Origin of the sequence: Sphingomonas sp. (assembly GCF_017304615.1) — a bacterium.
Taxonomy (GTDB): domain Bacteria; phylum Pseudomonadota; class Alphaproteobacteria; order Sphingomonadales; family Sphingomonadaceae; genus Sphingomonas.
Genome location: NZ_JAFKLZ010000001.1, coordinates 482,239 through 495,699, shown reverse-complemented (window position 1 = coordinate 495,699; position 13,461 = coordinate 482,239). Strand labels below are relative to the sequence as shown.

The 13,461-nt window shown below is 63.5% G+C and carries 10 protein-coding genes; 3 read left to right on the top strand and 7 right to left on the bottom strand.

The window, feature by feature from the left end; all coding sequences use genetic code 11:
* Positions 1-5: 5 nt before the first annotated feature.
* The 7 genes from J0J06_RS02480 to J0J06_RS02450 all read right to left on the bottom strand — a co-directional run bounded on the left by J0J06_RS02480 (position 6) and on the right by J0J06_RS02450 (position 9,901).
* Complete coding sequence (locus tag J0J06_RS02480; protein ID WP_294039770.1) at positions 6-1,985, bottom strand: NAD(P)-binding protein; 1,980 nt, start codon at positions 1,983-1,985, stop codon at positions 6-8.
* A 2-nt stretch (positions 1,986-1,987) separates the two neighbouring features.
* Positions 1,988-2,260: a hypothetical protein gene (locus J0J06_RS02475; protein WP_294039769.1), complete on the bottom strand. Its 273-nt coding sequence runs from the start codon at positions 2,258-2,260 to the stop codon at positions 1,988-1,990.
* Positions 2,261-2,347: 87 nt separating this feature from the next.
* Positions 2,348-4,681, bottom strand: coding sequence for a TonB-dependent receptor (locus J0J06_RS02470; protein WP_294039768.1), 2,334 nt, complete (start codon positions 4,679-4,681; stop codon positions 2,348-2,350).
* Between the two features lie 90 nt (positions 4,682-4,771).
* The gene (locus J0J06_RS02465; protein WP_294039767.1) at positions 4,772-5,632 is read right to left on the bottom strand and encodes an alpha/beta hydrolase; all 861 of its coding nucleotides are present in this window, start codon (positions 5,630-5,632) and stop codon (positions 4,772-4,774) included.
* On the bottom strand, positions 5,629-7,110 hold the full coding sequence (locus J0J06_RS02460) for an FAD-dependent oxidoreductase (RefSeq protein ID WP_294039766.1): 1,482 nt from the start codon (positions 7,108-7,110) through the stop codon (positions 5,629-5,631). The genes J0J06_RS02465 and J0J06_RS02460 overlap by 4 nt, the downstream gene beginning before the upstream one ends.
* A gap of 203 nt (positions 7,111-7,313) precedes the next feature.
* Positions 7,314-8,657 (bottom strand): MFS transporter, encoded by a 1,344-nt coding sequence (locus J0J06_RS02455; protein ID WP_294039765.1) that lies wholly within the window; start codon positions 8,655-8,657, stop codon positions 7,314-7,316.
* 38 nt (positions 8,658-8,695) lie between these two features.
* Positions 8,696-9,901 carry a class I SAM-dependent methyltransferase gene (locus J0J06_RS02450; protein ID WP_294039764.1) on the bottom strand — a complete coding sequence of 402 codons (1,206 nt, stop codon included), beginning with the start codon at positions 9,899-9,901 and terminating at the stop codon, positions 8,696-8,698.
* 143 nt (positions 9,902-10,044) lie between these two features.
* Here J0J06_RS02450 and J0J06_RS02445 point away from each other — a divergent pair, with 143 nt between their 5' ends.
* The 3 genes from J0J06_RS02445 to J0J06_RS02435 are packed head-to-tail and all read left to right on the top strand — an operon-like array spanning position 10,045 to position 13,459.
* Positions 10,045-11,229, top strand: coding sequence for an FAD-dependent monooxygenase (locus J0J06_RS02445; RefSeq protein ID WP_294039763.1), 1,185 nt, complete (start codon positions 10,045-10,047; stop codon positions 11,227-11,229).
* Positions 11,226-11,993 carry a hypothetical protein gene (locus J0J06_RS02440; RefSeq protein WP_294039762.1) on the top strand — a complete coding sequence of 256 codons (768 nt, stop codon included), beginning with the start codon at positions 11,226-11,228 and terminating at the stop codon, positions 11,991-11,993. The genes J0J06_RS02445 and J0J06_RS02440 overlap by 4 nt, the downstream gene beginning before the upstream one ends.
* Entirely contained in the window at positions 11,990-13,459 is a 1,470-nt protein-coding gene (locus J0J06_RS02435; RefSeq protein ID WP_294039761.1) for an aldehyde dehydrogenase, read from the top strand. Before J0J06_RS02440 ends, J0J06_RS02435 begins: the two co-directional genes overlap by 4 nt.
* Positions 13,460-13,461 lie beyond the last annotated feature (2 nt).

Here is a 13,461-nt window from a genome sequence, read left to right as displayed (position 1 = left end):
TGCTCCTACAAGTTCATCGCCGCGTGATACCCTTCGGCGGTCGCGGTCAGGACGATGCGCGGCGCCTTGCAATCGCCTATCGTCCGCACGTCCACGCCAGCCGCCTGCAGCGGCGCGGCCAGCGCATCGTCGGGCAGGCGCGCGGTCGCGTATGTCAGGAACGACACGTCCGTCACCTCGTCCGTCGCGCCGCTGAAGATGTTGGCATAGGCGACCTCGCCCTGCTCTATCCGGGGTTCGGGCAGCGGCCGCACCGAGGTGACGATCCGCACGTTCTTGCGATAGAGCCGCTGATAGACTCCCTGCCGCACGACCAGCGATTCGTCGCTGGCGATCCGCTCCCGCGGCGTAAGGATCACGACCTGATCGAAACGCCCGGCCAGGAACTCGGCGGCATCGTAAGTGAAGGCACTGTGATCTTCGTCCCAGATCACGGCTACACCGGAATTATGCCCCGGATAGGCCGAAAGCGCGCGCACGGCCTCGCGCAGGTCGGGGATCAGCCCCTCCTCACGCCAGGTATCGGGCAAGAAAGCGGGCCATGACGGCGTTGATCCGGTCGCCAGGATCACGACATCGGGGGAAAGCGCGAGAATGTCCGCCTCGTTGGCGTGGCGACCCAGATGCAACCGCGCGCCGTGACGCCGCGCCGCCAGCAACTGATAGTCGTAGATACTGCTCAGCCCCTCGCCGCCCGGCAGTATAGCGTGGAGGCGGGTCTTGCCCCCCGGGTCGTCGGATGCGCCGAAAACGTGAACTTCGTGTCCGCGCGCTGCGGCAACCCAGGCCGCCTCCATACCCGCGATACCCGCACCGACGACGACCACGCGACGCCGCGCTGCGGCGGCACCCGGCTGCCAGTCCGCCTCGTCGGCGCTGCCGACACGAGGATTATTGTCGCACAGCAAACCCCGCCCGGATGTAATCATGCCCCAGCAGGTATTGCACGACACGCAATAGCGGATTTCCGCCTCGCGCCCCTCGCGCGCCTTCACCGCCCATGCCGGATCAGTGACCAGCGGCCGCGCCAGCATCACCAGATCGGCGAGGCCCTCGCGCACGATCCGTTCCCCCTCGTTTGGATCGGTAATCAGGCCAAGCGCGCCCAGCGGCACATCGGGCGCCGCCGTGCGGCCGAGCCGACAGATGGCGTCGACATAAGGCATCCGCGGTCCGTGATTGTCGGGCAGGTGCGTATAGAGCGTGTCGGAATGGCTACCCCAGCAATAGGTAAGGTAATCCATCACCCTATCGGCATGGAGCAGCGCGGTGATCCGCTCGGCCTCGGTTTCGTCGATTCCATCGGTCATGCCGTCCCACGCTGGAAGTTTCGCCCCGATGATAAAGCCGCTGCCGCATGCTTCGCGGATGCCGTTCATCAGTTGCCGCAACAGCCTCGTCCGTCCGGCGAGGTCACCGCCGAACTCATCCGAGCGACGGTTGGATCGCGCGGCGAGGAACTGGTGGAATAAATGGCCGTGGCCGGCCGAAATCTCGACCCCGGCAAACCCCGCTTCGGCCAGTTTCACGCAACTTTCCACGAACGCGCCGATCATATCGTGGACTTCGGCGGTGGTAAGCTCCTCGGGCACGGTCCAACTCAGGTCGTCCGGCAGCGGCGACGCGCCACGCGCGCCGAGGTTGCGGAAACCGGCCCGGAATCCGCGCCCATTGTCCTGAACCTGTCCCAGCATCAAGCCGCCCTCGCGCGCGACCGCGTCGGCCCAGCGCGCCAGCGCGTCGCGGTTGATGCCCGATAGAACCTGTGGGCGGGTCGGCAACGTCTGCCACGGCAACATCGCCATTGGCTCGCTCACCAGAAGCGACGCGCCACCACGCGCGCGGTTGATGTAATAGTCGATCAGGCGATCGGTAACGCGCCCGTCCGCGCAATAGTGAGTCGATGTCGATGCGTGAACGATGCGGTTCGGCAGGACATGTTCGCCGATCCTCACCGGCGAAAAGAGATGGGGGTAGGCTGTCACATTCAATCGGGATCGTGCAGGCGCATCACCCGGCGGATGAACGCGTCGTTCCATTGCGCGCGTTCTGCCTCGACCTCGGCGGTCGGGCGATAGGCCTCGATGTCTTCGAGGGTGATCGCCTCGTTTTCCTGCAATAACCGCTCCACCGTATCGTGCCGCTCACGCAGGGCGGAGAATTCGGCCATCAGTTCGAGCATGAAAGTCATGATCTGATCGAGCGCGGGATCGTCGAAGAAGCGAGACCGCTTGCCCTTGATTTTTCGAGGCAGCTTCACATCGATTTTATCGGCTCCCGCCATCATCTAATACTCGCATAACGGGGAGCGAAGGGCCACCCTCGCTCCCCTTGCTTCACGCGCTGCTCAGAACTTGTAGCGCGCCCGAACCAACCAGCTCCCCGGGTTGTTGAGATACGGATAGATCAGGAAGGACGTCTTGTAGACATCGTTGAAGCAATTGTTGCACTCGACGCCCAGCGACCAGCCCTTCTCGGATGCGAAGGTCAGCCCGGCATTGACCAGGCTATGCGCCGGTTGGAACCCGGCTACGTCGTTCGACGTCGCAACCCATGTCCCGCTGATATAATTCCAGTTCACGCTGGGCTGCAGCGAATAGCCGCTGCCGAGGTCGAAACTGTAATTGCCCCCCAGGGTCGAGGTGAAGCGTGGCGCGCGCGTCGGTTCTGCGACGGTTCCGGCTGGCGTGACGATGCCCGTGTTACAATTGTTGGCGTAGGTGCCGGCTAGGCAGCGAGCGATCTGATCCTTGGTCGCCTGGTTCAGGTTTGTGTACTTCGCGTGCTGTAGCCCAAACGTCCAGAACAGGTTGAGCTTGCGCACGGGCGTCAGCGTGATTTCGCCTTCCAGGCCGTAATTCGTCATATCGGCCACGTTGCGCGTGAGATAAGTGATTGAATTAGTTACCGGATTGTACCCGCCGCCCGGCAACTGAGCGTCATAGTCCCTGAAGTAGAAGCCGGTCAGGTTTACCTTCAACATGTGGTCGAGGAATTCCGACCGCACACCACCCTCAAATGACCAGATCGTCTCCTTGGTGAAGGCGACCGCGCCCGCCGCGTAATAAGCACGCGAGTTCCAGCCGCCCGACTTGAAGCCCTTCGTCGCCGAGGCGAAGACCATAATGTCAGGCGTCAGTTTGTAGTTCAGCGCGAAACGCGGGGTCCATACCTTCGAGCGCAATTCGGTCGGGATACCGGCAGTGACCAGATCCTGCGTCGTAAACGGCTGGTTGATCGCGGCTGACCGGGCCAGCGGGCTGGCATTCGGCGAGAACAAGATAACCTTGTTCTCGTCGGTATAGCGAATGCCAGCGGTAAAGGTGAGCTTCGGCGTGATATGCAGATCACCCTGGAAATAACCGGCATAGGCTTCGGTGTTGTTGCGCATGATGCGGTCGCCGCTGACCGTCGCCGCGCCTGTCAACGGCACCGAGATATTGGCGAAGTTCGTCCAGTTGCGCTCGTTCACGTAATAGAAACCGCCGACATAGGTCAGCAGCCCGCCTAAAGTGTTCCCCGTCAGCTTGACTTCCTGGCTGAACTGCTTGCTCCAGCTGTCGTTGACCAGCGGTGTTGACGTACCGCGAGAGCCGGAGAGAAAATTGACCCCGTCGAACTTCACGCTTGCGCTGCTCAGGCCCGCGAAGCTGTCGGTCATGTATTTCTGGCGCAGATAGCTGTAGCCGGTGATGAAATTCACCGACAGGCCGTCGTTGACCCGAACCTCGAAATTCGAGCTTATCAGCGTCGAGCGAGTTTTGTTGCCCAACGGAATGTCGGCAAGACCGGCCGAAACGAGAGCGGTGCCCAGCCCCTGATCGGTACGAAGCGGCGTGTAGCTGATCCGCCGGTCATTCGTCGCATCATAGAAATTCGGAAGGTTGGCGATCGCGGAATACGTATAGCTTCCCGACAGGTCCCAGGTCACGCTGTCTGACAACAACGCCCTTATCGCGCCGCGCAATCCCCAGCTCTTTTCACCATTGAGCTTTTCACCCGTCACCAGATCATCGACATAGCCGTCGGCGCGGTTGTAATAGCCGGAAACCTTGGTCAGGATTTTCGCGTTGAGCGGCAAATCCACCGAAGCGCGAAGCTGGGCCCGATTGTACCGGCCATAACCGGCATCGACATAACCGCCGACCTCTTCGCCCGGCTTGCGCAGGATCACGTTGATCGCGCCGCCCGTCGTATTGCGGCCGAACAACGTCCCCTGCGGCCCGCGAAGGACCTCGACCCGCTCGACATCGAAGAACGAGAAATTGTTGGCGCCCTGACGCGAGATGTAGATGTCATCGACATAGGTGCCGACCGGCGGGTCGAAAGTCGAGATCGACTCGGTATTCGCCAGCCCACGCAACGAATAGGTGTTCGCCGTGCCGAGCGCGGTGTTGTTGTGGCCGATCAGGTTCGGGACGTAATTGACCAAATCCAGCGTGTTGTTGACCTGCCGCGACTGCATGTCCTGTGCGGTAAAGGCGGAAACGGCCAGCGGAACGTCCTGCAGACGCTCGCCGCGGCGCTGGGCGGTGACGATGATGTCGCCGCCTTCCGTCGCGGAGGTCTTACCGTCATCCGCGACGGGTTCCGGCGGGGTCGCCGTCTGGGCCATCGCGGAAGTGGTCGATAGCAGCACCGCACCCACGAAGAATCCCAACTTGCACTTGCTCGTCATCATGCCTGACTCCCTGAAACTTTGTCCCCGCGCGGGCTTTGCGCCCGTCAGCGCCCGATGGTGTTCCCAGCAAACCTAGAATTTGTCATATGTTTATAACAAATGTGAAGTTTGTAAACCGGTTTTTGCGCTTTGCGTGCCGACCTTCCGGGCAAGAAAATTCCGCACCGGAACAAGCCATTCGTCATACCGATCGAGGACCATGCCCGGACCGCCGGGCAATTCCGCATAGCTCCAGTCGGGCCGAGCCCGGTGAAGTCGCTGCCCCGATTCGAACAGCGGGTCGGTCCGGCTCGCCAGGATCAGCGTCGGACAATCGATGCGCGGCACATCCCGCTCGAAATCGTGCAGAGGGATTACCGAATGGCCATGTTCCTTCCATGGACCGTGCTGGAAATAGGTAAGAACCGAGATATGGACGGTCTCGTCGCTCCAGTCTGGATCGCCGACGCGGCGAACCCAGCCCCAACGGTCGGTAAGATGCCTGCCGTCGGGCGCAATCCGCTGATCGTCAGGAAAGCGGCCGATCCGTTCCGCGCGCTCCTCGGCGGAAAGGAACGGCGCGTTGTCCAGCACCAGCCCCGCGACCAGTTCCGGTCGCTCTGCCGCCAGGCGGCCCGCCGCCAGCCCACCGCCGCGATGCCCGAGGACTACCGCCGGTCCCAGTTCGAGCGCCTCGATCAGCGCACCGATTGCCGCAGCATAGGCATCGATACCGGGTCGTGCCGGCGGGTCCGACATGCCATGCGCGGGCAGGTCGATCGCGATCGCGCGATAACCTTCTTCGGCGATGGCCGGCAGGACGTGCCGGAACTGGATCGAGGCCCAGGGCGCCTGGTGCACCAGCACGACCGCGGGCCCGCTTCCGTGGCTACGGTAATGCAGCTGACCGTCCGGGCCATCGATATAGCCGCGTCGCTCGCCCGGCAGCGCGGTCAGGATCGGCAGGGTCATCGGCCCAGTTCCAGCGGGATAAGATGATCGCCCAGCAACCGGCCGAAGGTCATGGCCGGCGTCACCATCATCCCGCCGCAGGCCGCCTTGCCCATCGTCTGGCTGGAGCCGAGTATTTCGCCAGCCGCATAGAGGTTGCCGACCGGTGTGCCGTCGCTGCGGATCACCCGCAGTTCTTCATCGACCGCCAGGCCTATCGAGCTGGAAATCGAACTCGCTTGCATCCGAATGGCGTGAAACGGACTTTGCTCGATTGGAAGCGGGCGATGGCGGCGGCCCAGGAAATCCTTGCCGGTCTTAACGCCGTAATTGAATCCCTCGATCGCACGGGCAAGCCCGTCGGCGTCGATCCCGGCCTTCCCGGCGAGATCGGCGATGGTATCGCCTGTCAGGAATGAAGGGCCGCCTTCCTCGAACGCGGTCAGCATCTGCTCCCGCGTCCAGCCGACGACGATCGGCGGCGCCTCATTCAGGATACGATGATCGAACACGATCCAATATCGTTGGCCCGGCTGATGAAAAAGCGCCATTTCCCGGGCGTCGACGCTGTCAAGATCTTCGCGAACGAAACGCTGGCCGTTCGCGTTGACATATATTTCCCAAGGTGCCCGGCGTTCCGGAAAATGCTCGACCCGACCCACGGCGTGCGCGGGAAAGTTGTCGGTGTTGAACAGCGTCCCGAAATTGCAGAACAGGTTTTCCGCGCCGCGCGCGTATCCGCCGACGGATTCGCCCAGCGCCAGCCCCGCACCGCGCGATCCGTGCCAGGGCGCTGCATTATATTGCGGCACGCCATTGCGCCGCGCGAACTCAGCGGGATCGCCGGCATAGCCGCCGCAAGTCAGCAATACAGCCTGCGCGTCTATTTCACGGACCCGGCCGTCGGGCCCTCGCACAGATGCGCCAGTTATGGTGCCGTCGCCATCCTGCACCAGCGCGGTCACCGTGTGGTTCAGCCACAGGGTGACGGCACCCTGTTCGATCAATTCCTCGACGATCGGGACCAGCACGTCCTTAATACTGATCCCGCCATCGCGACCCCAATAATAGCGTGGCAATCGATAGGGTTCGTGCCCGAAGCCATTCACGGGGTGGTCGGGCAGTGGCTCGAACCCCTCGTCCATAAGCCAGTCGAACGTGGCGGCGGCATTGTCGACCGCGCGACGGACAAGGCCCGGATTCGCGGTTCCCCGACTGATCCGCATGACATCCTCGAAATGCAGGTCGGGATGGTCCTCGATACCCTTCTCGCGTTGCAACCGGGTGCCGGCCGCGCTCATCTGTCCGGTGGCCACCCATAGTGATCCGCCGATGCGATCTGCGTGATCGATCAACACTACGTGGGCGCCGCGCCGCGCCGCAAATATGGCGGCGGGCAGCCCGGCGGACCCAGCCCCGACGATCAGCAGATCGCATCGCGGCGATCCGGGGACTCCGGCCGATCTGTCTTCTTCAGCCAATGTCGGCGCCGCGTTCATCCATGCTCCGGCAAAGATTCAACCCGTGTAAATATGTCCTATATCTATATCAAATCATTTGCGGGCGGTGAAATCAAGCGGCAATGCCACTCGAGAGCGAGCGAGGATGGTTCGAGCATCGTCCTCGACCGCCTGACATTGAAGGCGAGCCCGCCCCCTGCCCTCAACACAGCATTGGCAAGCGCATAGCCCGGCGTTCAGGCCTAGGCAGGAACAGCCCCGCCAACCGGGCCGGCGCCGTCCGTCTCCGCCCTCAACGTGCCCGCCATCTCGATAGCCAGCTTGCGATAATGTTTGAGGCCCAGGCAGACGATCAGCAGGCTGGGCACACCCAGGATCACCACGAACCCGGAAAGCGCTATCCCGATTGCCTTGGGCGTGCCCATCCAGTCGGTCGCCGCCCCGATCAGCGGCGGCCCCAACAGCGGGCCGATCAGCGTGATGATCGTGTTGAATATCGCCACCGAACGGCTGCGCATCTCGCCCGGGGTGATCATCTGCAGCGCGGCCGGACCCCCGGCCGTCGCCGCTGCCTTGCCTATAAAGGCGATGAACATCGCCGCGACGGCAAGTTCGGGACTGGGCAGGATGGGATAGAGCGCGCTCATCGGCACCGTGATGAACAGGCCCAGGATGAGAACACGCATCGCGCTGTCCTCCTTGCCCCGGCCCAGCGCCTTGCTCGCCCATAGCGCGAGTGCGGTGCCGATCGGCCCTGCGGTGAAATAGAACAGGCCGGTGACCGTTCCGATCTCCACCACCGTCCATCCGTGGACGCGCTGGAACAGCGGCACGTTCCAAAGCGTGAGCGTGCTCATCGCGAAATTGCAGGTGGCGCCCAACGTGACCACGCCGAAGCCGCGCCAGCGGACGAGCATATATCTCACTGCGCTCGCCTGCGCGCCGCTCTGCGCACCGATCTTTTCAGTTCGCTTCGGCTCCCGCACCGTCAGCATCAGCAGCGCAAAGACGGTGCCGGGAATGCCCACCAGGAAGAAAGCGAGTTGCCACGGTTCGAATCGGCCCAAGCCCAGCAATTCCATCGGGCCGCTGCTGTGCAGCGCCGAAACCAGCACGCCACCGGCGAGAAATGCCAGCCCGGCCCCCAAATAGGGACCCGCCATATACAGGCTGATCGCCCGCGCGCGCTCCTCGCGGTTGAAATAGTCGCTGATGATCGACACCGAGCACGGACTGACCACTGCCTCGCCCAGGCCCAGCCCGAAGCGAAATAACAGGAGCGGCAGAAAGCTCATCGCGAAGCCGCTCATCGTCGTCATCGTACACCAGACGACGATGCCCACGACCAGCATCCACTTGCGGCTGGTCTTGTCGGCCATCAGCCCGAGCGGGATCGTTACCAGGACGTTGAACATCGAAAAGGCCGGACCCATCAGGAGCCCGATCTGGAAATCGCTGAGGTTCATCGCCTTCTTGATGGGCTCGACCAGCAACGAAAGGATGTAGCGGTCGAAATAGGAAAGAATGAAGACCAGCAGGAGAAGGACGACGACGTACCAGCGGTACCAGCTTGCTGTCTTCTCCACCGCAATTCCCTAACTATGAATGTTGAAGACCGGCGCCGCTATTCAGCTACGCTGCTGCCGAAGACATACCATCCGCCCTTGCCGTGGCGCGGCCGACCCGGCTCTTCCCAGTCGAACGCGGCGTGGCGGTCGGGATAGGCGTTCGCGTCGGGAAGTATCTGCGCGAAGCTGCGTGCGTGATCGAACCCGGCCTCGTCCATCAGCTCGATCGGGTCCTGCGCGCGGAATGCGGTATAAAACGGCTCGTTGTTGTTGTCGGTGTCCCAGTTCCAGAAATAGTCTTCCCATGCATCGACCAGGCCCGTCGCGGGCAGTTCCTGATTCACCATCATCCCGCCCGGCCGCAGCAGGCGGCGACATTCCTTCAGAACGTTCCGCGTCGCCTTCACCGGGATTTCGTGGAAGAAGAAGCTGGACACGATCAGGTCGAAATGACCGTCGGGGAAATCGAGTGATTCAGCATTCTGTTGGCTGAAATGGATCGGGATGCCTTCGTGCTCTGCGACCGCATGGCCCCAGCGCAATAAGGGCGCGCCCAGATCGACGCCATGCGCCTCGACACCGGGAAACGCCTCGACATACGGCATAAGATTCTTGCCCGACGACGTGCCGAGATCGAGAATCCGGAGCGGCCGGAAATCGGGGCGCTCATGCTTGATCCAGCGACTGATCGCCCGCGCCACGCCGCCCCAGCTTCGGTGGTTCATCGTCGCAGAAAACACGCGCGCGCCAAGACTGACCACCGCGCCCTGCGCGACGTCGTCGTCGATCCATTCGTTGTGGAAGCAGCCGGGCGTCAGATGGACGTCGAGCGCGGTCAGGTAACGCGGCATTTCGAGCGTGGGATCGAGGCGCAGCGATCCGCCAGCCGGGTTTCGCTCGGCCGCGTCGCGCGACACCTCGATCATTTCCGGCAGCGCCCGTTCGATGCTGCCCTGCACCGACAGGAAGCACATTTCCTGCGCGTTGTAGCGCAGCGTCGAATAGAAACGGTACGACAATTCGGGCTTCATCGCCCGCTCGATCGCCAGCGCATTGTCGGGCGCCTCGCCCCGCGCTTCCAGCCGGGGCTTCAGCCGATCGTGGAAATCGGCGCGCAGCATTTCCGGCATATCCTGTATCGCGTAGCGGCGAAGCGCGCTGCAAAACCGCTGCCGCCCCCGCTCTTCCAGGGTCGGGCGAGCCAGCGCCTCGATATCGGGGATGGCCGAATTCCGCCGGCTCAACAGTGCATCAGACGCCATCGCTCACCTCCTGCACCCGCGCCTTTCGGGCGGCATCGACGAGCAGTCTTGCCGCCAATTTCGCTCTGGACAAGAGGCATCGCGACTGCTGAATAGTCTTATATCTAGTACAAATTGGATTGCAAGGGAGGACGGGCGCAACCATGACTCCGGTATTGATCGTTGGGGCCGGGCCGGTCGGGCTGACGGCGGCGCTCCTGCTGCTTCGGCGCGGGATTGCCTTCACGCTGATCGAACGTTCGGAGGAACTGGCCGACGATCTTCGCGCTTCCACCTTTCACCCGCCTACGCTCGATATGCTCGACAGCCTTGGCGTCGCCGGCCCGCTGATCGCCCAGGGGTTGGTCAGCCCGACATGGCAGATCAGGATGCATCCGAGCGGCGAACGCGCGGTGTTCGACCTGGCGGCGATAGCTGACGCGACCGCTCATCCCTATCGTCTGCAATGCAAGCAATCGATACTGTGCCGCATCCTGCTCGATCGCGTCCGAGCGGAAGGTGGCGACGTCCGCATGGGCCTTTCGCTGGAGGACTTCACGCGGGATGGCGACAGCGTATCGGTCACCGCTCGCGACACCGGGGGCGGCCTTCACCAGTTCAACTCGGCGTTCCTGATCGCCGCCGATGGAGCGCGCAGCACTATTCGCGAGAGGCTGGACCTGAAGTTCGAAGGCAGGACCTATCCCGAAACCACCATTCTCGCGACCACGCGCTTTCCGTTCCACGACCATCTGCCCGGCCTGTCGAACGTCAACTACGTCTGGAAGGAGAAAGGCACGTTCAGTCTGCTGCGCCTGCCTGATGTATGGCGATGCAGCCTTTATCCCGATGGCGAGGAAACGATCGAGGACGCGCTACAGCAAGAAAGTATCGCTCGAAAACTCCAGGAAATCGCCCCCAGCCCCGGCGGGCATGAAATCGGCGAGGTCCGGCCCTATCGCATCCATATGCGGATCGTGGACGACTACCGCCACGGTCGCGTGCTGCTGGCGGGCGACGCCGCGCATGTGAATTCGCCGTCGGGCGGCATGGGAATGAATGGTGGCATCCACGACGCGTTCGAACTCGTCGCGACGCTGGCGCAGGTGCTGGACGGTGCGGCGGTCGAGCACCTCGATCGCTATACGCGCCGCCGCCGCCCGATCGCGCTTCAGGAAATTCTCACCCAGGCCGATCGCAACCGGGCACGGATGCAGGAACGCGATCCCGCCAAAAGGCGCGAGATGCTGACCGAGCTTCAACAAACGGCGGCTGACCCGGCAAAAGCGCGCGCATACCTCCTGCGCACCTCGATGATCGACGGGCTCCGAAAAGCGGCCATCGCATGACGGGGGGGCGGTACGATTATGGCCGCGCCGGTATCGTCGGCCTCGGCACGCCGCAGGCCAACCCCACAGTGGAAGCTGAATTGCGCATCCTCCTGCCACCCGCCGTATCGATCGCGGTGTCGCGGCTGACAAGTATGGAGGAAACGCCGCTCGCCCGGTTGTGGGACTATCTTGACCATTTGGATCGTGCGCTCGAACAGTTCGATACGCTGCGCCCCGCAGCCTATGGCTTCGCCTGCACTGGCTCCTCATATCTGATGGACCGGGCACGCGCACGGGCGCTGATCGCCCGGCTGGAGCAGCGGCTCGGCTATCCCATCATCACCGCCGCCGACGCAATCGACGCGGAACTGCGCAGAATGGGCGCGCGGCGGATCGCGCTCGCATCCCCCTATCCGCAGGAACTCGCCGACGCTGCTGCCGCCTACTGGCGGAGCAGCGGCTATGAGGTCGCGGCGGTCCGCCGGATCGAAACCGGGAGCAGCGACACGCGCGGCATCTATGCACTCGGCAGCGCCGATGCACGGGCCGCGGCCATGGAGCTCGCCGAAATGCACGTCGATGCGGTTCTGTTGAGCGGAACCGGCATGCCGTCGCTCGCGCTGCTGGCCGACCCGCCCCCGGGCGTCGCCTTGTTGTCCTCCAATCTCTGCCTCGCGCGCAGTCTGTGCCGCGCAATCGGCATCGCCGAGCCCGACCCAGACCAATGGCGGCCCCGCCTCTACGAAGCCCTCGCCATATCCTTCGAAGGAACCGACCAATGACCAGCTATTCCACCGCCATCATCGATGCCGAAAGCATCGCCGGTTCCGGCACGCCCATCCGGGTCGTCGACCCGTCGACGGAGGAAGTCATCGCCGAGGTGCCGGAGGCGGAGGACGCGCTGGTCGATCGCGCCGTCACATCGGCCCGCGCCGCCTTCGATCGCGGCGAATGGCGCTCCATGAGCGTTGAGCAACGTCAGGGGGTGCTGCGGGCCTGCGCCGATGCAATCGACGCCGCCGCAGACCGCATCGCCGACGTCGAATGCGCCAACACCGGCATCCCGTATGCGCAGGTCCGTCAGGGGCAGGTGGTGCGCGCAGCGGGCAATTTCCGCTTCTTCGCCGATTATATCGGCCAGATGACGGCGGAACTGTACGAACAGGACCCCAACTACCTTACCTTCGTCCGGCGCGAGCCGGTCGGGGTGGCCGCGCTGATCTCCCCCTGGAACTCGCCGCTGGCGTTGGGATCGATGAAGGTCGCCTCGGCCATCGCGTTCGGCAATTCCTGTGTCCTGAAACCCGCCGAGCAGGACCCGCTGGGGCTTACCATGCTGGTCGAGACGATACAGGGCGCGGGCCTGCCACCCGGCGTGGTGAACCTCGTCAACGGCTTCGGCGCCAGCGTGGGCGACCGGCTGGTCCGTCATCCCGGAATCGACTGCGTGTCGTTCACCGGCGGCACGCGGACCGGCCGGATCATCATGTCGGCGGCCGGCGCCAATCTGAAGCCTTCGGTCATGGAACTGGGTGGCAAGTCGGCCAACATCATCTTCGACGACGCCGATTTCGAAACGGCGCTCGACGGCGCCCTGATCGGCATCTTCACAAACAACGGCCAGCAATGCCTGGCGGGATCGCGGGTGCTGGTGCAGCGCGGCATCTACAAACGCTTCGTGGAGGCCTTCGTCGAGCGCGCGAACAAGGTACGCGTCGGCAATCCGCGCGACGCCGCGACCGAGATCGGACCGCTCGCCACCCGCCAGCATTACGACCATGTGATGAGCTTCGTGCCGTCGGCCGCCGACCAAGGTGCCCGTATCCTCGCTGGAGGCGACCGGGCCGAAGGGTTCGAGCGTGGCTTCTATTTCCAGCCGACCATCGCGGAAGTCGACTCGAACGATCACCGCCTGTGCCAGGAGGAGATCTTCGGGCCGTTTGCCACACTGATGCCGTTCGACACCGACGAGGACGCCTATCGCATCGCCAATGAGTCGCGCTTTGGGCTCGTCGGCTATGCATGGTCGCGCGACATCGGCCGGATCATGGCTGCGCAGGAACGGGTTTCCGCCGGCACGATCTGGTGCAACACGCCGATGTTCCGGGACCTGCGCGCGCCGTTCGGCGGCTACCGCGAATCCGGCGTCGGAGCAGAGGGCGGCCGCGCTGCCGAAGCGTTCTACACCCGGCAAAAGGCGGTCAGCATCCCGCGCCGCCCCCTCAATCTTCGCAAAATGGGAGCCTGAAG

What these genes read in the sequence shown, in the direction of transcription:
- J0J06_RS02445 (WP_294039763.1), top strand. Translation starts at nt 10,045, where the DNA reads ATGACTCCGGTATTGATCGTTGGGGCCGGGCCGGTCGGGCTGACGGCG.
- J0J06_RS02460 (WP_294039766.1), bottom strand. Translation starts at nt 7,110, where the DNA reads ATGAACGCGGCGCCGACATTGGCTGAAGAAGACAGATCGGCCGGAGTC.
- J0J06_RS02465 (WP_294039767.1), bottom strand. Translation starts at nt 5,632, where the DNA reads ATGACCCTGCCGATCCTGACCGCGCTGCCGGGCGAGCGACGCGGCTAT.
- J0J06_RS02470 (WP_294039768.1), bottom strand. Translation starts at nt 4,681, where the DNA reads ATGATGACGAGCAAGTGCAAGTTGGGATTCTTCGTGGGTGCGGTGCTG.
- J0J06_RS02450 (WP_294039764.1), bottom strand. Translation starts at nt 9,901, where the DNA reads ATGGCGTCTGATGCACTGTTGAGCCGGCGGAATTCGGCCATCCCCGAT.
- J0J06_RS02440 (WP_294039762.1), top strand. Translation starts at nt 11,226, where the DNA reads ATGACGGGGGGGCGGTACGATTATGGCCGCGCCGGTATCGTCGGCCTC.
- J0J06_RS02435 (WP_294039761.1), top strand. Translation starts at nt 11,990, where the DNA reads ATGACCAGCTATTCCACCGCCATCATCGATGCCGAAAGCATCGCCGGT.